This is a genomic window from Hymenobacter sp. HSC-4F20, from assembly GCF_019599275.1.
In the GTDB taxonomy this organism is placed as follows: Bacteria; Bacteroidota; Bacteroidia; order Cytophagales; family Hymenobacteraceae; genus Hymenobacter.
The window spans coordinates 729,689-749,969 of sequence record NZ_JAHZTD010000002.1 but is presented as its reverse complement, the minus strand read 5'-3'; the positions used below and the strand labels follow the sequence as shown (position 1 = coordinate 749,969).

General features: G+C 58.0%; 16 protein-coding genes. 3 read left to right on the top strand and 13 right to left on the bottom strand.

Features of this window, described 5'->3' with window-relative positions:
- Positions 1–78: 78 nt before the first annotated feature.
- The 5 genes from K3G63_RS12985 to K3G63_RS12965 all read right to left on the bottom strand — a co-directional run bounded on the left by K3G63_RS12985 (position 79) and on the right by K3G63_RS12965 (position 5,216).
- Positions 79–690 (bottom strand): hypothetical protein, encoded by a 612-nt coding sequence (locus K3G63_RS12985; protein ID WP_220614529.1) that lies wholly within the window; start codon positions 688–690, stop codon positions 79–81.
- Between the two features lie 188 nt (positions 691–878).
- Positions 879–2,837, bottom strand: coding sequence for a LysM peptidoglycan-binding domain-containing protein (locus tag K3G63_RS12980; protein WP_220614528.1), 1,959 nt, complete (start codon positions 2,835–2,837; stop codon positions 879–881).
- Between the two features lie 218 nt (positions 2,838–3,055).
- Positions 3,056–4,495 carry an Asp-tRNA(Asn)/Glu-tRNA(Gln) amidotransferase subunit GatA gene (gatA, locus tag K3G63_RS12975; protein ID WP_220614527.1) on the bottom strand — a complete coding sequence of 480 codons (1,440 nt, stop codon included), beginning with the start codon at positions 4,493–4,495 and terminating at the stop codon, positions 3,056–3,058.
- A gap of 97 nt (positions 4,496–4,592) precedes the next feature.
- Entirely contained in the window at positions 4,593–4,979 is a 387-nt protein-coding gene (gene tatA / locus K3G63_RS23070; protein WP_220614526.1) for a twin-arginine translocase TatA/TatE family subunit, read from the bottom strand.
- Between the two features lie 12 nt (positions 4,980–4,991).
- On the bottom strand, positions 4,992–5,216 hold the full coding sequence (locus K3G63_RS12965; protein WP_220614525.1) for a twin-arginine translocase TatA/TatE family subunit: 225 nt from the start codon (positions 5,214–5,216) through the stop codon (positions 4,992–4,994).
- Positions 5,217–5,532: 316 nt separating this feature from the next.
- Between K3G63_RS12965 and K3G63_RS12960 the strand changes: the two genes are divergently transcribed.
- On the top strand, positions 5,533–6,486 hold the full coding sequence (locus tag K3G63_RS12960) for a GAF domain-containing DNA-binding protein (protein WP_220614524.1): 954 nt from the start codon (positions 5,533–5,535) through the stop codon (positions 6,484–6,486).
- A 314-nt stretch (positions 6,487–6,800) separates the two neighbouring features.
- Here the strand turns inward: K3G63_RS12960 and K3G63_RS12955 are convergent, their stop codons facing one another.
- The 7 genes from K3G63_RS12955 to K3G63_RS12925 all read right to left on the bottom strand — a co-directional run bounded on the left by K3G63_RS12955 (position 6,801) and on the right by K3G63_RS12925 (position 14,948).
- Entirely contained in the window at positions 6,801–8,174 is a 1,374-nt protein-coding gene (locus K3G63_RS12955) for a murein hydrolase activator EnvC (RefSeq protein ID WP_220614523.1), read from the bottom strand.
- Entirely contained in the window at positions 8,158–8,922 is a 765-nt protein-coding gene (locus K3G63_RS12950) for a DUF4292 domain-containing protein (RefSeq protein ID WP_220614522.1), read from the bottom strand. Before K3G63_RS12950 ends, K3G63_RS12955 begins: the two co-directional genes overlap by 17 nt.
- The gene (locus K3G63_RS12945) at positions 8,915–10,726 is read right to left on the bottom strand and encodes a tetratricopeptide repeat protein (protein WP_220614521.1); all 1,812 of its coding nucleotides are present in this window, start codon (positions 10,724–10,726) and stop codon (positions 8,915–8,917) included. Before K3G63_RS12945 ends, K3G63_RS12950 begins: the two co-directional genes overlap by 8 nt.
- Positions 10,727–10,840: 114 nt before the next feature.
- Positions 10,841–11,851: a sugar phosphate nucleotidyltransferase gene (locus K3G63_RS12940; protein WP_220614520.1), complete on the bottom strand. Its 1,011-nt coding sequence runs from the start codon at positions 11,849–11,851 to the stop codon at positions 10,841–10,843.
- A gap of 107 nt (positions 11,852–11,958) precedes the next feature.
- Positions 11,959–12,393: a dUTP diphosphatase gene (gene dut / locus K3G63_RS12935; RefSeq protein WP_220614519.1), complete on the bottom strand. Its 435-nt coding sequence runs from the start codon at positions 12,391–12,393 to the stop codon at positions 11,959–11,961.
- Positions 12,394–12,558: 165 nt separating this feature from the next.
- Positions 12,559–14,058, bottom strand: coding sequence for an oligosaccharide flippase family protein (locus K3G63_RS12930; RefSeq protein ID WP_220614518.1), 1,500 nt, complete (start codon positions 14,056–14,058; stop codon positions 12,559–12,561).
- Positions 14,059–14,162: 104 nt separating this feature from the next.
- A complete protein-coding gene (locus K3G63_RS12925; protein WP_220614517.1) occupies positions 14,163–14,948 on the bottom strand; it encodes an enoyl-CoA hydratase/isomerase family protein in 786 nt (261 codons plus the stop codon).
- Positions 14,949–15,116: 168 nt separating this feature from the next.
- Here K3G63_RS12925 and mscL point away from each other — a divergent pair, with 168 nt between their 5' ends.
- Entirely contained in the window at positions 15,117–15,542 is a 426-nt protein-coding gene (gene mscL, locus K3G63_RS12920; RefSeq protein WP_220614516.1) for a large conductance mechanosensitive channel protein MscL, read from the top strand.
- 372 nt (positions 15,543–15,914) lie between these two features.
- Positions 15,915–16,373: a hypothetical protein gene (locus K3G63_RS12915; protein WP_220614515.1), complete on the top strand. Its 459-nt coding sequence runs from the start codon at positions 15,915–15,917 to the stop codon at positions 16,371–16,373.
- A 755-nt stretch (positions 16,374–17,128) separates the two neighbouring features.
- Here the strand turns inward: K3G63_RS12915 and infB are convergent.
- Positions 17,129–20,281 (bottom strand): translation initiation factor IF-2, encoded by a 3,153-nt coding sequence (infB, locus tag K3G63_RS12910; protein WP_220614514.1) that lies wholly within the window; start codon positions 20,279–20,281, stop codon positions 17,129–17,131.

Here is a 20,281-nt window from a genome sequence, read left to right as displayed (position 1 = left end):
GAATTGCCAACAAAACAAGGCGGGATGTAAAACGCATTTCTGTGCAAGGATATAAATAGGTAGCGGACCGGGGGATACTTATAGAAGCGGAATTTCCTTGAACGTGCCGTAGCCTTTAATAGTACAGTCACGCCGAACGTCCGCCCCCGAACCAGTAGCCAGATACACATAAGGATCTTTGGTGTTTCGGATAGTGAAGATGTAAGAGCCGCTGATGAGCTGACGGCCGACGTTATACTCCGTAATGATGAAGCTGCCCTCAACTACGTGCGTATTGCCGGAGTACTTGTTGAGGAATACGCCCGGCGCATACGGCGGCCGCTCATAAGTCACCAGCATATCACCCTGCCCTGGGTCGGGCTGCGAAGAGAGGGTATACATGCCGACTAGCCCATTCTTATGCTTGCTTTTAGGCAGGAGAAAGTCAACCCGCTCTTCAGTACCGAGCCCGTTGGGGCGGGCTTCTTTTTCAAATACCAGCGTGAGCTTGTCGGAGGAAAGTTTGCCAGTGGGCGCGTAAGCCAGAAAGGTCTGGCCTTTGTTTTCGCCCGGATACGTGTAGGTAAAGCTGACGTTGGCTTCTTGCACCGGCGGGGCCACGGTAGGCTCTGGCATTTCCTTGTCTTTCTGGCAGCTGGCAGTTAGAGCTAGGATAAAGAAGGTAGGCAGGATACGTACGGGTTTTAGCATGATTGGGAAGGAATAGAGCGAATGAAAGGAGCGTAGTATAGTTATGCCAAGCGCCGTGCCAGCTTTTCTTAAAATAGTTCCCGGTATTTGGGACGGGTAGAAAAAAATAGGTATTCATCTGAAAGACAGAAATAAAAAAAGCGCAGAAATTCTTCTGCGCTTCTTGGTTGCTACCTACGGCTCTGGGTTTAGCTCTTCACAATGAGCTTTTGCCCGGGCTTTACTTCGTCGGATTGGAGGTGGTTAAGCTCCCGCAGCTTCTCGACGGTCAGGCCCTGGTAGCGTCGGGAGATATTGTAGAGCGTATCGCCGGGCTGCACCAAATGCACCTGCGGGCTGGGCAAGGCGGGCTTTGCGGTAGTCCGGGCAGTTCGCCGGATGGGCTCCTGCGCAGCCTCTGCGGCCGCGCGTGTGGCAGCGGCGAGGTCAGTGCCCGAGGTGACCTCCAAGCTGAGCTTCTGGCCCGGCGTCAAAGCTTCCGAAGTCAGATTATTGCGGGCCATCAGCTGCGCCACCGTAAGACCGTGGGTGCGAGCTACCTTCTCCAGAAAGTCGCCTCGCCGTACTACATAGGTTGTAGGCACGGAATCATCCGGTTCGGTTAGTTGCGGCGCGGCGGTGGCACGCACGCCCCGACCGGAAGCCACTGCGCCGCGAGCAGCGGACGTGCGAACGGGGGTAGGGGTACTATCTTCCGAAGAGGAGGTAGCCACTGGTTGGGGCTTTAGTGCCGGAACTGCGCGGGAATCTACTCCTGATGCTGGCCGTGTCGCTGCCACAAGGGTAGTGCTGGCAGGCGCGGCCGCTTGGCTGGGTGCTACGGGCAGGAACAGCACCAGTTGGCGGCGCGGCGTCAGGCTGGCTTTCTTGGCAAGGTTATTCCAGCGTCGCACTTGGGCTGCGCTTACGGCATACTGCTCGGCCACGGATGCCACTGTTTCGCCGCGCTTCACCGTGTGGCGTACGCGACGGTAGTGGGGCGCTGTGGCCGCACCACGGTCTCGCTGCGCAGCTTCAGTTGCCAAGCTGCGCGTGGGAAAGGGTTCCACGCCCGCCAGCGGCACCGGCCGGGGCACCAGTGGCTGCGGCAGTTCTGCCAGGGGGCGGCAGTAGGTAAACAGGGTTTCCCGGTCTACCAGCGCCAGGGCCGGGCGCGCTGCCACGGGCAGTTGCACGGCGTAGGGGCGGTAGCCCTGCGGGAGCCACGGCTTGCGCAGCTCCGGGTTCAGCCGCACCAGCGCCAGAGAATCGGAGTAGCCACAGGCCTGGGCCAGGCGTGTCAGGTCGAAAGCCCGGCCACCCAGCTGCAGGGTATCCAGGGGCTCGGCGTACTGGTAGCGCAGGGTAGGGGAGTGCAACTGGTGCTGCTGGGCATACTTCATAGCGTACATAATGGCCGTGAAAGTAGGCACGTAGTTACGCGTTTCGGCTGGCAGGTTGGGGTGCACCTCCCAGTAGGTCTTTTTACCCGTGCGCCGTACTACTTTCTGCATGTTGCCGGCCCCCCAGTTGTAGGCGGCCAGCACCATTTCCCAGTCGTGAAATACGCCGTATAGGTAGCGCAGGTGCTTACAAGCCGCCTCCGTGGCCTTTTCGGGGTTCATGCGCTCATCTACCCACTCGTCGCGGCGTAGGCGCAGGTCGTTGGCCGTAGGCCCCATAAACTGCCAGAGGCCGGTAGCACCCACCCGCGACTTAGCTGTCGGAATCAGCGCTGACTCCACCACAGCTAGGTATTTCAAATCGGTAGGCAGATTGTACTTGGCCAGGTACTTCTCGAAAAGCGGAAAATACAGGTTCTCGCGCTCCAGCACCCGCTGAGTATAGCCGCGCTGCCGCTCCGTAAACAGGCGCACAAAGGCCATTACCGACGAGTTGAAGGCATGCGGAACATCCGTCTCAAAGCAGCCGATCCGGTCCCCCACCAAGTCGCGCAGCTCCGGCGGAGTGCGCCGCCAAGCCAGCTTGGCCGAGTCGATCGGGGCGGGGGCCGCTACCAGCGAATCGGGTAGCAGCTGCAGGTTCACGCGCAGCGTGTCGTCAGCAGGAGCGGGTGGCAGCTCGGGCCGAGTCTGTGCCAGAACGGGGCGCGTCACCGAAACAGCAACCAACAAGGGAACGGCAGCCCGCAGCAACTTTTTCTTCATACGCACTGGTAAACTGGCCTGTAAGCCTCGCACCTCAAAACGGTGTGCCTCAGCATGGCACATCTTCAAAAATAACACGGATTGGTAAAAATACCAGCCCCAGCCTGAATAAGAACCCCGGAGCTACCGACCGGTCCGGGTGCGGAACTGCCCACATGCGCGGCAGTTATCAGCCAAGACCGGAGGGCTGCTCCGGGGGTGTACGCGGGGCTGTTAGCTTAAGCCAGAGCCGGCGTCAGGGTTTCGGTGAGGGAATTGGCAAAGGCCAGCAGGTGTTCTTCGCGGAATGCGCCGCTCAGAATCTGCAGGCCAATGGGCAGGCCCTGCGAATCGGTGCCGGCCGGCACTGAAATGGCCGGTACGCCCGCCAGGGAAGCCTGCACCGTGAAGATGTCGGCCAAGTACATGGCCAAAGTATCTTTATTTACGTCGCCAATGCGGAAGGCCGTAGTTGGCGTGGTCGGCAGCACCAGGAAGTCGTACTCGCGTAGTAGCTCGTCGGTTTTCTCCTTAATCAGGCGCCGTACCCGCTGTGCTTTCGTGTAGTAGGCATCGTAGTAGCTGGCACTCAGCACGAAGGTGCCCAGCAGAATCCGGCGCTGCACCTCGGGGCCAAACCCCTGGGCCCGGGTTTTCTTGTAGAGCGACTCCAGGTCGGTGGCGTCCGGGGCACGGTAGCCAAACTTCACCCCATCGTAGCGGCTCAGGTTGGAGCTGGCCTCAGCCGTAGTCAGAATATAATACGTTGGTACAATGAAGTCGAGGTAGGGGAACTCCACGGCTTCTACCACATGGCCCTGCCCGCGCAGCTGGTCCAGAGCCCGCTCGGTAGCCGCCTTAATTTCGGGGTTCAGACCGGGCCGCTCCAGGCAATCCTGAATGTAGCCAATCCGGTAGTGTGGCGCCGGGGCCAGATGCTGACTGTAGGCAGGTACCTCGCGCTGGCTGGCTGTGCTATCGAAGTTATCGGGGCCGGCCATTACTTCCAGCAGCAGGGCAGCGTCCTCTACCGAACGGGTAAGGGTACCAATCTGGTCGAAGGAAGAAGCGTAGGCAACCAGACCGTAGCGCGAGATTCGCGAGTACGTGGGCTTAAAGCCCACAATGCCGCAGAACGCCGCAGGCTGCCGCACCGAGCCGCCCGTGTCGGAGCCAATGGAGGCCAGGCACAAATCGGCCTGCACGGCCACGGCAGAGCCCCCGGAGGAGCCGCCCGGCACGCGCTCCGGGTCAATTTCATTCCGGGCCGGCCCGAAGTACGACGTTTCGTTGGAGGCGCCCATAGCAAACTCGTCGCAGTTCTGCCGCCCGATCAGAATGGCATCCTCGTCGAGCAGGCGCTGCACGGCCGTACCGGTAAACAGCGACTTAAAGCCGTCGAGAATGTGGCTGCTGCTTTGCAGCGCGTGGCCCTCGTACGCCAGTACATCCTTCAGTCCGATAACCATGCCGGCCAGCTTACCGGCCGTACCTGCGGCCAATTTGGCATCTACGGCATCGGCTTGGGCCAGCGCTTCTTCAGGCCACACTTCCAGGAAGGCGTTCAGATTTTCTTTGCGGCGGATGTTATCCAGATAATACTCCACGAGCTGACGGCAGGACGTAGTGCCTGCCGTCAGCTCGTGGCGAACTTCCGTGAGGGAGTTAAAGCGTCTCAAGACGAGGAAAAGTTTGGAGTAAGTACTTCGGACACAGCAGCAGGTAGTAAGACTGCGGTTACCAGCTTCTCGGATCCTACTACCTAGTGCTTACTACTTAGTGCGTCTGGTCAAGGCGCGGCCGCTCCTCAGTAGGGGTAGGAGCAACCGGAGGAGTAATGCCGCCATCCATGGGCGGAGCTACCGGCGTAACGGCCGGGGCATCGGTTACCGGGTGGCTTGAGTGGTAAGGTTGCTGCTCAACTGGCTGCTGGTACGGCTGCTGATTGAACTGCTGCTGGTAGGGCTGCTGGGGCCGATCGGCGTTTTCAATTTCGCTCCGGATTTCCCGCGAGGCGTCTTTGAACTCCCGGATACCTTTACCCAGGCCCCGAGCCAACTCCGGAATTTTGTTGGCCCCGAAGAAAATCAGGATAACCACCATGATGAGCATAAGCTCACCACCGCCGAGGTCACCCAGGAACAGAAAGAGAGGACTAGTCATGGCTACGCGAGATTAGCGGCGGGGCGCCGTGGGGTCATTGGGGTTAACCGACTGGTCCCGGAACTCGGGCTTCTCTTCTTTGGAGGCGTCCTTGAACTCCCGGATGCCCTGGCCCATGCCCCGGAACAGCTCCGGAATGCGCTTGGCGCCGAACAATAAGATGATAGCTAAGCCGATGAGGAGCAGTTCAGTGCCGCCGAAATTACCGATTCCGAGCAGGAGGGTGGCAAAATGCATAGGAAAAAGCCGTTAGGCCGAATTATGGTGTGGCAAAGCTACGTATACGCAGCCTTGTACGCATCGGGATTGGTAAAGGTACCGCATAATTTCAAAATCAGTTCCTTGGCGGCGCGTTAGCTGAAGGATAAGCGGCTAGTTTGGCTTTGCAGCCGGAATGTTTATGAAATATTTAGCCAGTGGATAGACTTCTTAAGCCGGTAAATACTGCTACTCGGCGTTTCGGTGCCAGGAATGCGCGAGGATATGCCCTACTTGGAAGGTAGTTTACGTTTGAATATCCCCTGCTGCTGCTTTCTTACCTGCTCCTCCGCCCATGTCTTCCATCCTATCTACCCCAGAGCGAACAGCAAAATCCTCGACTCGTCGCTCGGACGAAGCCGCTCGTCTGGAAGCTCTGCGCAACTACCACATCTTAGACACTCCACCGGAAACGGCCTTTGATGATTTGGTCCGGCTGGCTGCCTACATCTGTGGTACACCTATCTCTCTGGTCTCGCTACTGGATGCCGAGCGGCAATGGTTTAAAGCGAAGCTGGGCCTGGAGATTCAAAGCACCTCCCGCGACTTAGCCTTCTGTCAGCACGCTATTCTATCAAATAATGTGTACGAAGTAGAGGACGCTACCCTCAACCCGCTGTTTCAGCAGAATGCCTTAGTGACGGGGGAGCCCAATATTCGCTTTTATGCCGGAGCCCCACTAATTACCCCGGAAGGCCAGGCTCTGGGAACAATCTGTACCATTGACACGGTACCACGGCGCCTTACCGAGGAACAACGCGATGCCCTGCGCATTCTGGCGCGGGAAGTGGTGTCGCACCTAGAATTGCGGCGTGCGCGCCTGCAGCTACAAGAAGAAAAACATAAGTTGGAAGGACTACTTCGCATGGCCAACGATACGGCTGAATCGCTTTACCTCAACGGCGGCCAGAATGAAATCTTTATCAAGCAGGACCACCGATTGCTGCGCGTAAACACGTCGGATATCCGGTATGTGGAAGCCCTCGGCGACTACGTCAATATCTACTCGGGCCGGGAGCGGTACACGGTGTACAGCACCATGAAGGAGTTGGAAGCCAAGCTGCCCCTGCGTGACTTCGCGCGGGTACACCGGAAATATATTGTGCGGCTCGACCGGATCATCGCCATTGAAAACGACGCGGTAATTGTAGAAGCCGGCCGTAGTCTGGAGCAGGCAGCCAGCGTACTGCCGGTTCCCATCGGCAATTCCTATAAAGCTGCCCTGTTGAGTCGGCTGAACCTAATCTAAGCTCGACCAGTGCGCGAGCCTTCGGAAAGCTTCTCTTCACCGAGAGAAAAAACCCATTCGGCGAATTTGCAGGGGGCTGATATACCGGCCACAGTATCTTTCGCCATGTTATCGGGAATTACCCCGGCTGGCGCTGGTAGCTCGCTACCAGATGGTATTCGGGGGAGGGATTCTGATAGCTAAGTTTGTTTTCATAGCTCAGAAAGACACCGCATGCTGTGCGGTGTTTTTTTTGCCCCTCTCCGCTGGGCAATGGCCCGTATTAGCGTTTACGCCCCTACTCCCGCTTGTTGCCCAACTGTGGAGCGCTGCTTTTACTTGCGGCCCAGCCAGTTTTCGGGGTTGAGGTTAGAGCTGTTGTGCCACACCTGAAACTGCACTTCCGAGGTGCCTTCGGCGTCGGTGGAAACGGTGCCAATGGTTTGGCGGGCGCTAACCGTTTGGCCTTCGCTGACGCTAACGCTGCGCAGCTTAGCATACACCGTGAAGTAGTCGCCGTGTTGTACCATCACAATGGTGTTCATGCCCGGTACACTGGCTACGGTGAGTACCTTGCCGCTAAACACAGCTCGTACTGGTTCGCCGGCGTTGGTTTGAATATCGACGCCGCGGTTTTCCACAACTACGTTTTTCAAAACAGGGTGGTTATGCCGGCCGAAATGTTGGCTGATGAAGCCTCGCCCCACGGGCCAGGGTAGCCGGCCCCGGTTATCGTGAAAGGAAGCGGCCAGCTCAGCACCTTCCGGAGTCATTGTTACGCGGTCTACCCGCTCGGCGGCGGCTTCAGCTGCTGCTTCCGTAGCGGCTGTGCTGCTGGTGCGTGAGGTAGCGCCCGGACTGCGGGAAGGGGAGGTAGCCGCGGCGGCGCTGGCCCTCTCCGCCGCCGCCTTGGCCGCCGCTCGGCGGGCCGCCAGCCGGGCAGCCCGGGCAATTTCTTCCCGCACGCGTTGCGCAATAAGGTTATCAAGGCGGCTGACAGCCTGTTGACGGGCGGCTAGCTCCTGCCGGAGGTTTTCCTCCTGCTGAGTAAGCTTGGTGACCACCTGGTCCTGTTGGGTTTTCAGGGTCAGCAGGTTTTTCTTCTCCGAAAGCTGGCTGCTGAGCAAGGTGCCTTTTTGCTCCTGCTTTTCTTTCAGGCCAGTTAGCTGGGTGCTCAGGCGCTGCTGCGTGTGGCTGATTTGCGCGGCTTGGGCCTTGCGCACCTCCGTGTACTGCCGGATGTAGCGCAGGCGCAGCATGAACTGGTTGAACGACTCCGAGGCGAACAGAAACATCACCCGGTTATAGCCGTTGGCAGTTTTGGAGCCAGTGTAAATCAGGCGGGCATACTCTGCCTTAAGCTGCTCCAGGCTCTGGCGGGTTTGCTGCACCTGGTTTTCGGTCTGCCGAACGTCGGTTTCCAGGTAGCGCAGCTCATTGCTGATGTTCTTGATAACACCCTGTTGTACCGTCAGCTTTTCTTTCAGCGCGTTGAGCTGGCCCACGGAAGCCTGCTTCTGCTGCTGGGTTTGTTCCAGAATGCGGCTAGCTTCTTTGATGCGCTGGAGCGTAAGGCGCCGCTCCCGCTCCAGCTGTACTTTGGTTTTGCGCTTGCCGGAGCTGCTGCCCTGAGCCCACGTACCTTCGGTAATACCCAGCACGAAGAGCCAGCAGAAGGCCAGCAGCCAGCCGTTACTTTTTCCGCGCATAACCCTTAGGTACCGAGAAGGGGAATTGCAGCCGCTCCTTATCAATGTCTACGGAGCGGTAGGTAATAGTAAGCGTAGCCGGTGGCGCCGTACCCTGCTGAATCTGCACCAGGCTGCTGTGGGCGAACGGCGTTGGATTGCGCTCCAGCGTGCGGAAATCGGTGTAATCAACCGTTAGCTTATTCTGGTTGGCCGGGGCCTGTACCTGCAGCTGCTGAATGCGTCCGCGCTCTAGGTTCACGAGTTGCTGCACCAGCAAGCCCGCCTGCTCATAGTTCACGCGCTGCATGGGTCCTTCCGTGGTCACGCTGGGCTGGGTAGCGGCGTCGACGGGCGCAAGGTAGTTACCCAGTAGCAGGGCCTGCACCATGTCGAAGGTAACGGGCACGTTCAGGCGCTGGCTCAGGTAGGCAAAGTCGCCGGCGTAATACTCGCGGTGCAGCTTGTCCAGCACTTGCACCGAGTCGCGGGTAATGTAAATGCGCCCGCCTTCTACCCCAATTAAGGAAGCTGAAATCCAGATAACGCTGTCCTTACGGATGCGCACATTGATGTTGCCACTCTGCTGATCAAACTGCGCCTTGCCCTTGGCCGCCAGAAAGCGAAAGTCAACGTTGGTCGCCCGCACCGATTCCGGCACAGGAGCCGCCGCTTTGGGGGCTTTGGAGCTAATGGAGAGCAATTTGCGGTTGCAGCTACCCAACATCAGCGTGGCGCCCAGCAGCGCCAGCAGGAGGCGGTTACTCATAGAGTTTTTTGTCTTTAATCTTCCGGTCGATGAGCGGGGAAGCACCGCCTATTTTCTTGGCTTTCTGCCACTCGGCCAAGGCCTTGTCAGCCTCGCCCAGTTGGTAAAGTACGTCACCATAGTGCTCTACTACGGTGGCGTCGGAGGTGGTTTTCAGAGCCTTTTCCAGCTGCTGCCGGGCTCCGGTATAATCTTTCAGGCGGTACAGCACCCACCCATAAGTATCCAGGTAGGTGTCGTTGTCAGGGTTCTGCTTTACCAGTTTGCCCGACATTTCCTTGGCTTTGTCCAGCTTCTCACCCCGCAGGGAAAGGTAGTAGCTGTAGTTGTTGAGAGCCTGCGCGTTGTTGGCATCAAAGGTCAGAGCCGCCTCGTAGGCCGCATCCGACTTGGCGTACTCCTTCAGCTCGTGGTACACGTCGCCGAGCTGGGTATCAAACTGGGCCAGTAGCTCCGGGTTATCGGTAGCCAGCTTACGGCCGTACTCTAAGGACTTGATAGCTTTGGTGGGCTGCTTTTTCAGCTGGTGGCCTACCCCATTGTAGAACCACAGCGGGGCCTGGTTAGGAAACAGCTCCAGGGCCTGCTCCGTGTGGGTCAGCAGCGAGTCAACCTGGTTCAACTCGGCATCAATAAGGACTACCTGCTGCCAGATCTGGTAGCGGGAGTTGTCTAACTGAATAGCCTTGAGGTAGTTGGTGCGGGCGGCAGGCCGGTTGCCCGTTACAGTCTGAATGTCGCCGGCAATAGAAAAAGCTTTGGCCTCGCGGGGATGGACGCGGGTAGTAATAGCTGCCAAGTCTTGAGCCGTCTGATTCAGTGCCGGGTTGGGAAGCTGCTTGATGTAGTCGACCAGAATGCGCACTTTATCGTCCACGTCCAGGGCCGGGCTTTCAAAGGCCAGCTTAATCTGCCTTTCCGACTCCTGCGGGTTGTTCTGCTGACGGTACACGTCGGCCAGAATCATGCGGGCCCTCGGATTATCGGGGTCCTGCTTCAGGGCCTGCTGCGCCACCCGGATAGCGTCCGGAAAGCGGTTGTTGGCCGCGTACATCTGCGCCTGCGCCAGCACATACCGCACCTCGTCGGGGTTAGCAGCAATGAGCACTTCACCTTCCTGAAGGGCTTTATCGAGGTTGTTTTGCTTGAGGTAGATCTGCTGCTTCTTAAACGATACCTCATCCAGGGGGCCAAACTGTTTTTCGGCCTGGTCGAAAGCCGCCAGGGCCTCGTTGAGCTTGCCTTGGGCAATGTAGAGGTCGGCCAGATTGAAGAGGTAGTAGCCCGAGTTGGGCACCTGCTTAATCAGGGTATTGTAGGTGGCAATGGCTTGGTCGTATTGCTTCTGAGAAGCGTAAATCTGAGCCAATAGCAAGTAATAATAGGCGTTTTGCGGGTCCAGCTTCACCGCCGCCTGCGCAAAATTGGTGGCGTCCTGCAAGTTGCCGCTAAGCAGGTTGGTTTCGGCAATCTTGTAGTTAACGGCCGCATTGGTGGGGTTGAGGGCGTAGGCCTTCAGCAAGCGCTCCAACGCTTTGTTGTAGTCTTCCAGCAGCACAAACCGGACTCCATCCACGAAATACGCTTCGCTTATCTCGCGGTCCTTTTCCGAGAGCGGGCGCTTTTGCTGGGCGGCGGCATCTAAGGCCGCCCGGCGGGCCAACTCTTTGCGCTCCTTGCGCGTGAGCTTGCGGGGCTTTTTCTCCGCGGCCGCCCCAGTAGCTGGTGGGGCCTGCTGCTGGGCATAAATCGGCCCGGCCAGCAGGCCCAACAGCAATACGGAAATAAACCTAAATCGACTCATGAAAACAGTAGCGCGGACCTTTGCCGCCGCGGTTTGGAAATGAGGAAACCTAACCTCAACACGACGGCCCCGGCAAAGGTCCGCGCCACTGAAACGTCAGGAGACGCAAAAATATCACACGCGCAGCGTGTTGTAGTCACCCAGGCTCAGATCATGCGGTGCGCTGGCTACGGTTGCGTGGCTGCCCACCATGGAGTTGGTCAGGTTGGTATGCAGCACCGTGGCCGATTGCTGCACGATGGAGTTAGAAACGATGGACGCGCGCACGTTAGTATGGTTGCCTAAGGAGACGTGCGGACCTACCACCGAATCGGTAATAATAACGCCTTCCCCGATATATACCGGTGGAATCAGCACCGAGTTCGTCACCTGGGCCGATTCAGCTACTAGGTTTTCGCCGCGCTCCTGCAAGTATTCCAGGTAGCGCTGGTTGGTGTACACGGTGGCATCCTTGTTGCCGCAGTCGAGCCACTCGGTTACGCGGCCGGGCACGAACTTCGTGCCTTTGTTTTTCATGTTCTCCAGGGCATTGGTAAGTTGGAACTCGCCCTTGTCCTTGATATCGTTGTCGAGCAAATACTGCAGCTCGCTGCGCAGGTACTCGCCATCCTTAAAGTAGTAGATGCCGATGATGGCCAAATCTGACACGAAGGTTTCGGGTTTTTCCACGAAGTCGGTAATCTGGCCTTCTTCGTTAAGCTTCACCACGCCAAACGGTTTGGGGTCATCCACGCGCTGCACCCAGATGGTGCCTTCGGCAGAAGAGTCCAGAATGAAATCGGCCTTGAAGAGCGTATCGGCGAAGGCTACTACCACCGGACCATCCAGGGCCGACTGCGCGCACAGAATAGCGTGGGCCGTGCCCAGCGGCTCGTCCTGGTAGTGAATAGTGCCCTTAGCGCCTACCGATTCGGCAATCCGCACCAAGCTCTTTTCCACCTCTGCCCCAAAGCGGCCGATAATGAAGGCTACTTCTTCAACCTGCTCCCCGCATACTTTGGCAATGTCTTCCACCAGCCGCTGTACGATAGGTTTGCCGGCAATCGGAATCAGGGGCTTAGGAACGGTAAGAGTGTGGGGGCGCATGCGCTTACCCATGCCAGCCATCGGAACGATGATTTTCATACAAAAGAACTAGTGAAAGGTAGAGGTTGAAGTTAGGGGGTAGGAGCGGCGCAGGAGCGGCTCATAAGAAGTAAGAAAGTTAAAGAAACCGGTAGGCCGGGGTGTTTTCAATGTACGCCTGTGCTGCCGTAGCCGCCCGTGCCGCGGGAGGTTTCGCTCAGCACCGTTACGGGCTGCCACTCCACGGTTTCGTGGCGGGCCACCACTAGCTGCGCAATACGCTCCCCATCCTGCACTACGAAGTCTTGGTCCGACAGATTCACGAGCAGCACTTTTAGCTCGCCGCGGTAGTCCGCGTCGATGGTGCCGGGGCTGTTCACAATGCTGATGCCGTGCTTATAAGCCAAGCCACTGCGGGGGCGTACCTGCATTTCGTAGCCTACCGGAAGTTCGAGTTGCAAGCCGGTTGGGATGAGGGCGCGTTGCAGGGGCTTCAACGTAACCGGTTCCGTGAGGTTGGCGCGCACGTCCATTCCGGCCGCGTGGGCCGTTTGGTACTCGGGCAGCGGGTGGTGGGACGTATTGATAATGGAAATCAGCATGAAGAAAAGGGCGACAGGCAGTTGCCCACCGCAAAGGTAGAAAGACGAAAGCAGGCTGCCGGTGTAAGTTGGCAGATTACGGGGAATTACTGGAAAATTCCGTTTTGAAAAAACTTATCTAACCCGTCCGAAGCCAGCAGTATTTTGCCGGCAAGGGGAGGCACATCAGATGGCCCGCAAGCGGCGTCCTTCCACGGCGGCTACCAGCCCTATGAAGCCCAGCGTGAGCAGGGCATGAAAGCCGTAGCGGGACCAGCCGTCTGCCACTGGCAGCCACCAACTCAGGGCAACTACCCCCACCGCCACCGCCAGCCAAGTCAGCAGTCGCGCTATGGGGTAGGGCACCGGGAAGTGTCGCTCGCCCAGCCACCAGCACAGGGCCGCCATCGTGAAGTAGCAGGCCAGCGTGGCAATGGCCGAGCCCATATAGCCAAGCAGCGGAATCAGCACCAAGTTGAGAACAATGGTAAGCACGGCGCCGGCAGCACCTAAGTAGGTACCGTAGTACGTTTTGTCGGTGAGTTTAAACCACACGGAGAGGTTCCAGTACACGCCCAAAAACAGGTTGGCCAGCAGTAGCACCGGTACCACGCTCAGTCCCTGCAAGTACTCAGGCCGCTGCAGAAACACCTTTGCCACTAGGTCCACGTTCACGCTCACGCCCACAAACAGCATGGCGCAGCACAGGGTAAACCACTTCAGTACCAGGGCAAAGGTGCGGGGCGAATTCTGCTCGGTACTCTGGGCAAAGAAGAACGGCTCAGCCGCGTACTTAAAGGCTTGAATCACGAGGCTCATCAGGATGCTGAGCTTGTAACAGGCTCCATAAATACCCACGGCCGCCAGGTTGCTCTGGCCGGGGTAGAAGTTTTTGGGTAGCCACATCGGTAGCAGGATGCGGTCCAGCATTTCGTTGACCATGCCAGCCAGGCCCATGAGCATAATGGGGTAGGCATACTGCAGCAGCGGCCGCAGCGGTTCCAGCTTCAGACGGAAGCGAAAATCCAGCAGCTCTCGTCCTAGTAACACCAGGGTGAAGGCGCTGGCTGCCAGGTTCGAGAGAAAGACGTAGCCTACCCCCACGGTAGGGTTGTATACGCTTTCGGCCAAAGGGCGCAGTTCGGCGAGGTATTTGCCAGCCAGCACATCGGGGCAGAGAACAATAAAAAACAAGTTCAGCCCCACATTCAGCAAGATGTTGGCCAGCCGAATACCGGCAAACTTGCGGGCTTTGTTTTCCAGCCGAAGCCGGGCAAATGGAATAGCTGCCAGCGCATCCAGTCCCAGAATAATGGCTATCCAGACGGCGTACTGCTCGTGGCCGGGTGGCAGGCTCAGCAGGCTCATCAGCGGCCGGGCTAACAGGGCCAGCCCAGCGGTGAGCAGCACACTGGAAATGAGCAGCAGGGTCATCACCCGGTCATACAGTTCCCGACGGTCGGTGCCAGGGCGATTGGCGAAACGGAAGTATGTTGTTTCCATGCCGTAAGTGAACAGCACGTTCAGAAACGATACGTAAGCGTACAAACCCGTCACAATACCGTATTCCGCCGCTGCGAACCGCCCGGTATACACGCGCACCAGCAGGAACGTGAGCACGCGGCCCAAAATGCTGCTGATACCGTACACAGCCGTTTGGGAAGCCAGGCGCTTGGCAATACTCATGTAGTCAACTCCTCAAAAAATGATAAAAATGCTTTCCTCGAACAGCAAAGTGCCATGCTGCGTACCCGCGGCAGCATGGCGCACGCGAAGCCGAGTAGCCGGTCCTATTTGCCGGTAAAGGTAGCGGGCCGCTTTTCCAGGAACGCTGTGGTGCCTTCCCGAAAGTCGGCCGAGGTAAAGCACTGGCCGAAGGACTCCGCCTCGGTTTGATAGCCCTGGCGCTCCTTATCGTAATAGGCACTTACGGCATCAATGCACAAGCCTACGGCCAGCGGGGCCTTCGTCAGAATGCGGCTCAGCAACTGCTTGGTGAAGTTCAGCAGTTCCGCTTGGGGAACTACGTGGTTTACTAGGCCGAGCCGTAAAGCCTCATCGGCCTTAATCATGTCGGCCGTGAGCAGCAGTTCCAACGCCTTCCCTTTGCCGATGAGCTGGGTAAGCCGCTGGGTACCACCGTAGCCTGGAATCAAGCCCAAGTTTACTTCGGGCTGGCCAAAGCGGGCATTGTCAGAGGCGATACGCATATGGCAGGCCATAGCCAGCTCGCAGCCCCCACCCAGAGCAAAGCCATTCACGGCTGCAATAACTGGCTTGGAGCTTTCTTCTAGCAGGCGAAATGCTTCCTGCCCTTGCTCCGCCGCCCGCTGCCCCGTAGCCGCATCCAACTTAGTAAGCTCCGCAATATCGGCTCCAGCTACAAACGACTTTTCTCCGCTACCCGTCAGGATAATGCCCCGCACAGCGTCGTCTTGCCGGGCTTGTTGGGCAGCATGTCGGAGTTCCTCAATGGTAGCTGCATTCAGCGCGTTGAGTTTATCGGGCCGGTTGACCGTGATGGTCAGGATGCCTGTTTCGGCTTCCAGTTGATAGAGCAGGTTGGTAAACGTCATAGTGGGTCGAAGAAAAACCGGCGGGAAGAATGGCGGTAAAGATAGAACGAATTGCTCCGCTCCTGAATCGGGCACTTCTAGCCAGGGGGAAGGCCTTAGGACAGTATAAGTAAATTTATATATTTGCTCAGCTATACGTTCTTCCTCACTACTAATGATTTCCAGGCTATGGGCTTTGTTTCCGAGTTCAAAGAATTCATTTCTAAAGGCAATGTGCTCGACCTAGCCGTTGGGGTAATTATTGGCGGGGCCTTTGGCAATATTACAAAGTCGCTCACGGACGACGTGCTCATGCCCGTGCTGACACTGATGACCGGCGGACTGGACTTTAAAGACTGGTTTCTGGCGCTCGACGGCTCGGGCTACAAAACATTGGAGGAAGCCAAGAAAGCCGGAGCAGCTACCATTAACTATGGTTTGTTTCTAAACGCTGTTATTACGTTCCTGCTTATGGCGTTTGCCATCTTCTGGCTGGTAAAAATTGCCAATAACTTCAAGCGGCCCCGGCAGGTAGTGCCGGTTGCCGACCCCGGACCTACGAAAGAGCAGTTGCTACTGACGGAGATTCGGGATGCCTTACGCAACCGCAGCTAGGGTAGTATTTCTTCAGTAACAGCCTGCCACCCCGCCGTCGCATACGAGGAGGAGGAACGCCTTCCTTTTGAGCAGTTAGCCGGGAGAAAGTACCGTTGGCCGTTGTCTAGCAGCCGGGCATCGAAATCGGCCCCTGGACCATGCTAAACTGAGTAGGTTTGCCGGGCATAGCTACGGGCTCCTTGAACGAGCTTGCCTACTTGTAAGCAGCTACTATAGCACCCTTTAAGTACGCTACTTGGGCCCTGGCAGAGTGCGTGTTGGGTCAATTTGAACTAACTTTACCGGGCACCCGTTGGGCGCAACAAGCTTCCTGCAATTTCCGCCGAACAAAGGCGTTTCAGACTCCCATTCTCTTCAATGCGTCTTTCCATGAAAAAGCTGCTTTCTGCTGTCATTCTAGTTGCCGCCGGCTGCCTTGCAGCCCCCGCAGCCTCGGCGCAGACTACGGCCAGCACGACTACCTATCTTGGAACCGGCCAACGCCCCACTGACCAGGAGCCGCGCAAAAAGCGCAAGGCCTCGGCCACTGATATTGCCCGGATGCAACAGCGCATGAGCATGAACCCTGATGAGGCCAAGCGCGACCAACAGATGGAAATCCTGGAGGCTCGCTCGGGGATGAGCACGGCCAATACCAGCTTTGGCCGCTCATCCGGCCCAGCTCGGCAATTTGAAAAAGGTGCCGGCGGCTTTACCGTGCGTAAATTCAAGGATAGTCGGGTCGGGACGGCTCGGCAGAAACGGGGGCAAACCCGGGCAGCAGGTTTCGTGGATCCGAAAGGCAAGCCGCTGACCCATAAAAAGAAAAAGCACTTCCTCTTCTTCTAGAGGTCATCCTACTTAAACAAAAAGCGCCAGGGCCGGAGCCTTGGCGCTTTTTGTTTGTCCAATCGCATAAATGTGCTTTTAGTGTCGGGGCCGGGTTGAGCATGGCCACCACGTTAGTACGGGTGACACCGGTAGGGTAGCGCTTGCCCGTGGGGAAGCCGCACTGGCTGCCCGGTGTTGCTGCGGACTGGGGGCCGTACCTGCAAGAAGCTTGGGAACGGGGGCCTCTCTACCCGCTTCAGGTTTAGCTGAAGCAGCGGAGCGTTGTAGCAGGTGCGTGCACGATACCAGTTCTGCCAGAGCAATAAGCAGTAGAAGACGCTTCATAGAAACCAAGTTGGCGTTAGAAGAAGCCCTGCCTATAAAACGCAGAAACTAGTTTTATTCGGAAATAACGTATGAGCCAGCGTTACCCGTGGCACGCGTATACTGGTGGAGAGGGCATGGTGCGCCGTACCCTCTCGGGGATGTTTCTCTTGCATACTCAACCGCCTCAATACTCTTCTGTTTTCCTCTCCCAACGGCTCTTTCTCCCCACCGCGCAATTCAGCGCCACACAACAGAAACTACCTAGGTAGCACTTTCTGTATCCGCTTCCAGGCTGCTGCGCCGTGTAAGCACTTGTAAGGTAGTTATTATAATTCGTCTCTAACAAACAGAGCTATAGGAGCGCCGGCGCACACGCTTGGCTAATTCGCAAAAAAGGCCCCAACCTGGTTAGGTTGAGGCCTTTGCTATAGGCTGCAGATGGAAGCTTACAGCGTCCGTTTTACTTCCTGCTCCTCGAATCCTTCAATGTTGTCGCCTTCGCGCAGGTCATTGAAGCCCTTGATCGAAATACCGCATTCGTAACCCTGGCGTACTTCCGACACGTCGTCTTTGTAGCGCTTGAGGTCCTGAATTTCGCCGGAGTGCACCACAATTCCGTCGCGTACGAGGCGTACTTTGGTTTTGCGGGTGAAGGTACCGTCCGTTACCATGCAGCCCCCAATGGTGCCTACTTTGGTAATGTTGAATACCTGCCGTACCTCGGCGTTGGCCACCACTACTTCCTTCACTGTTGGGGCAAGCATGCCTTCCATGGCATCCTTCACCTCGTTAATGGCGTTGTAAATGATGGAGTAGAGGCGGATGTCGATCTGCTCCTGCTCGGCCAGGCGGCGGGCACTTTGCGAGGGCCGTACCTGGAAGCCAATAATGATTGCGTCGGAAGCCGAAGCCAGCAGTACATCGGATTCGGAAATAGCACCCACCCCTTTCGAGAGGATATTTACGGCCACCTCCGGCGTGCTCAGCTTCAGCAGCGAGTCGGCCAGTGCTTCCACCGAACCGTCCACGTCGCCTTTTACAATTACGTTGAGCTCCTTGAACGAGCCGATTGCCAGGCGACGTCCGATTTCGTCGAGGGTAATGTGCTTCTTGGTGCGCAAGCTCTGCTCGCGGGCCAGCTGCTGGCGCTGGGTGGCCAGTTCGCGGGCTTCGCGCTCCGATTCCATCACCTGAATTTTGTCGCCGGCCTGCGGGGCGCCGGTGAGACCCAGCACCTGCACGGGGGTAGCCGGGCCGGCTTTCTTCATCTTCTTACCGCGGTGGTCCGTCATGGCCTTCACGCGGCCGAAGTGCGGACCAGCCAGCACGATGTCGCCAACTTCCATAGTACCGGTTTGCACTAGTACAGTAGTTACATAGCCACGGCCTTTGTCCAGCGAAGCTTCGATAACCGTACCAATTGCCTTCCGGTCGGGGTTGGCCGTTAGCTCCAGAATCTCGGCTTCCAGCAGTACTTTCTCCAGCAGATCATCAATGCCCAGACCCGTCTTGGCTGACACTTCCTGGGATTGGTACTTACCACCCCATTCTTCCACCAGAATGTTGATAGCTGAAAGCTCTTCCCGGACTTTGTCGGGGTTGGCGCCAGGCTTATCAATCTTGTTCAGGGCAATTACAATCGGAACACCAGCTGCTTGCGCGTGGTTGATAGCTTCCTTCGTTTGCGGCATCACCGAGTCATCGGCTGCTACCACAATGATGGCAATGTCCGTGACTTTGGCACCACGGGCACGCATGGCGGTAAACGCTTCGTGACCCGGGGTATCGAGGAAAGTAACTCGCTTGCCCGATTTGGTCATTACGTCGTACGCCCCGATGTGCTGGGTGATACCGCCGGCTTCGCCTTTGGCTACACTCGCATTGCGGATGTAGTCAAGCAGCGAGGTCTTACCGTGGTCGACGTGACCCATGATGGTTACGATAGGGGCCCGCGGCTGCAGATCCTCTGCGGCATCCTCAATTTCGATGGTCGTCTCTTCTTCCTCGGCGCTCAGGAATTCTACGTCGTAGCCAAATTCATCCGCAATAACGGTAATGGCTTCGGCGTCGAGGCGCTGGTTGATGGATACGAACATGCCCATGTTGAGGCACACCTTGATTACCTCGTTCACCGATACATCCATGAACGACGCCAAGTCGTTGGCCGAAATGAACTCGGTTACTTTGAGGGTCTTGGCATCCAGTTCGTTCTGAGCGCGCAGCGCCTCGCGGTCCTCGGCAGCCATGTTCCGCTTGTCGCGGCGGTACTTAGCGCGATTCTGTTGCTGACCACCACGGCCGCCGCTGAGCTTAGCCAGCGTGGCCTTGATCTGCTCCTGAATCTGCTTATCGTTTTGCTCAGGAGTAAGAGCCGGAGCTGGCTGACGGTTGCCACCACCCTGATTTTGGCCCTGACGGTTACCGCCACCCTGCTGCCCGCCGGGCCGGTTGTTGCCGCCCTGCTGGCCGCCAGGCCGGTTGCCACCTTGCTGACCGGGGCCGCCTTGTGGGCGGTTGCCACCTTGCTGGCCGGGAGCACCCTGGCCGCCTTGGTTACCCTGCTGGCCCGGCTGACCGGGACCATTCATGGGAATACGCTGGCGCTTCTTCTTGTCGGGTCCGATGCCGCTCTTGCGCACATCAGAAGAGGCTACGGGACGAGCCCCGCGGCCACCACCACCACGGCGGGAGGAATCGAGGGGAAGCTCAATCTTGCCTAGTACCGTGAGACCTTTCAGCTGATCAGCTTTAGCTACGATAGTGCCTTCTTCCGTGGCAGGTGCCTCGGGAGTAGCCGGTGGAGCTGGGGCCGCTGGCGCAGGCGCGGCAGGAGCGGCCGCCACCGGAGCTGGAGCCGGCTTCGGTGCTTCAGCAGCCGGAGCGGGGGTAGGAGCCGGAGCTTGCGGAGCAGCCGGCTGAGGTGCTGGGGCAGCGGGCTTAGGAGCTTCAGCCGCCGGAGCAGGGGTAGGCTGTGGGGCCGGGGCCGGAGCTGGTGCAGCTGGCTTAGGGGCCTCAGGGGCTGGGGCTGGAGCCGGCTGCGGCTTGGGAGCCTCCGCTACCGGAGCCGGGGCGGCTGGTTTTGGGGCTTCAGCTACCGGAGCAGGGGTAGGCTGTGGGGCCGGTGCAGCCGGACGAGGAGGCACAGGACGGCCTTTCGCGTCTAGCTCAATTTTGCCTAGCACTTTCAGGCCAGGCACACGCGAGGGCTCCTCAACGGGAGCAGCTTTCGGTGCTTCAGCAGCGGGTGCGGGGGCAGGAGCTTGCGGAGCAGCCGGCTTGGGAGCCGGAGCCGGGGTAGCAGCCGGAGCGGCTGGCTTCGGCGCAGCTGCCTCGGCCGCCCGGGCCTGGGCAGCCTGCGTTGCCGCAGCCTCCAGCTCGCTCTGGCGCTTGGCCTGGCTGAGCTTAGCGGCTTCCATCTTGTCCTGTGCCGACGATGCAAACGCTTTTTCGAGCAGGGAGACCTGCTCCGACGTCAGCTTAGTCGTCGGCTTGTTTTCGATGTTGTGCCCTTTTCCCGCCAGAAAGTCCACGATTGTGGAAAGTCCAACGTTCAGGTCTTTGGCCGCCTGATTCAGCCGTTTGGTTGCTGCTTCCGCCAT

Bases quoted from the DNA above. Each gene is read 5' to 3' on its own strand.
- K3G63_RS12985 (WP_220614529.1), bottom strand. From the start codon at position 690: ATGCTAAAACCCGTACGTATCCTGCCTACCTTCTTTATCCTAGCTCTA.
- K3G63_RS12980 (WP_220614528.1), bottom strand. From the start codon at position 2,837: ATGAAGAAAAAGTTGCTGCGGGCTGCCGTTCCCTTGTTGGTTGCTGTT.
- tatA (WP_220614526.1), bottom strand. From the start codon at position 4,979: ATGACTAGTCCTCTCTTTCTGTTCCTGGGTGACCTCGGCGGTGGTGAG.
- K3G63_RS12965 (WP_220614525.1), bottom strand. From the start codon at position 5,216: ATGCATTTTGCCACCCTCCTGCTCGGAATCGGTAATTTCGGCGGCACT.
- K3G63_RS12960 (WP_220614524.1), top strand. From the start codon at position 5,533: ATGTCTTCCATCCTATCTACCCCAGAGCGAACAGCAAAATCCTCGACT.
- K3G63_RS12955 (WP_220614523.1), bottom strand. From the start codon at position 8,174: ATGCGCGGAAAAAGTAACGGCTGGCTGCTGGCCTTCTGCTGGCTCTTC.
- K3G63_RS12950 (WP_220614522.1), bottom strand. From the start codon at position 8,922: ATGAGTAACCGCCTCCTGCTGGCGCTGCTGGGCGCCACGCTGATGTTG.
- K3G63_RS12945 (WP_220614521.1), bottom strand. From the start codon at position 10,726: ATGAGTCGATTTAGGTTTATTTCCGTATTGCTGTTGGGCCTGCTGGCC.
- K3G63_RS12940 (WP_220614520.1), bottom strand. From the start codon at position 11,851: ATGAAAATCATCGTTCCGATGGCTGGCATGGGTAAGCGCATGCGCCCC.
- dut (WP_220614519.1), bottom strand. From the start codon at position 12,393: ATGCTGATTTCCATTATCAATACGTCCCACCACCCGCTGCCCGAGTAC.
- K3G63_RS12930 (WP_220614518.1), bottom strand. From the start codon at position 14,058: ATGAGTATTGCCAAGCGCCTGGCTTCCCAAACGGCTGTGTACGGTATC.
- K3G63_RS12925 (WP_220614517.1), bottom strand. From the start codon at position 14,948: ATGACGTTTACCAACCTGCTCTATCAACTGGAAGCCGAAACAGGCATC.
- mscL (WP_220614516.1), top strand. From the start codon at position 15,117: ATGGGCTTTGTTTCCGAGTTCAAAGAATTCATTTCTAAAGGCAATGTG.
- K3G63_RS12915 (WP_220614515.1), top strand. From the start codon at position 15,915: ATGAAAAAGCTGCTTTCTGCTGTCATTCTAGTTGCCGCCGGCTGCCTT.
- infB (WP_220614514.1), bottom strand. From the start codon at position 20,281: ATGGCGGAAGCAGCAACCAAACGGCTGAATCAGGCGGCCAAAGACCTG.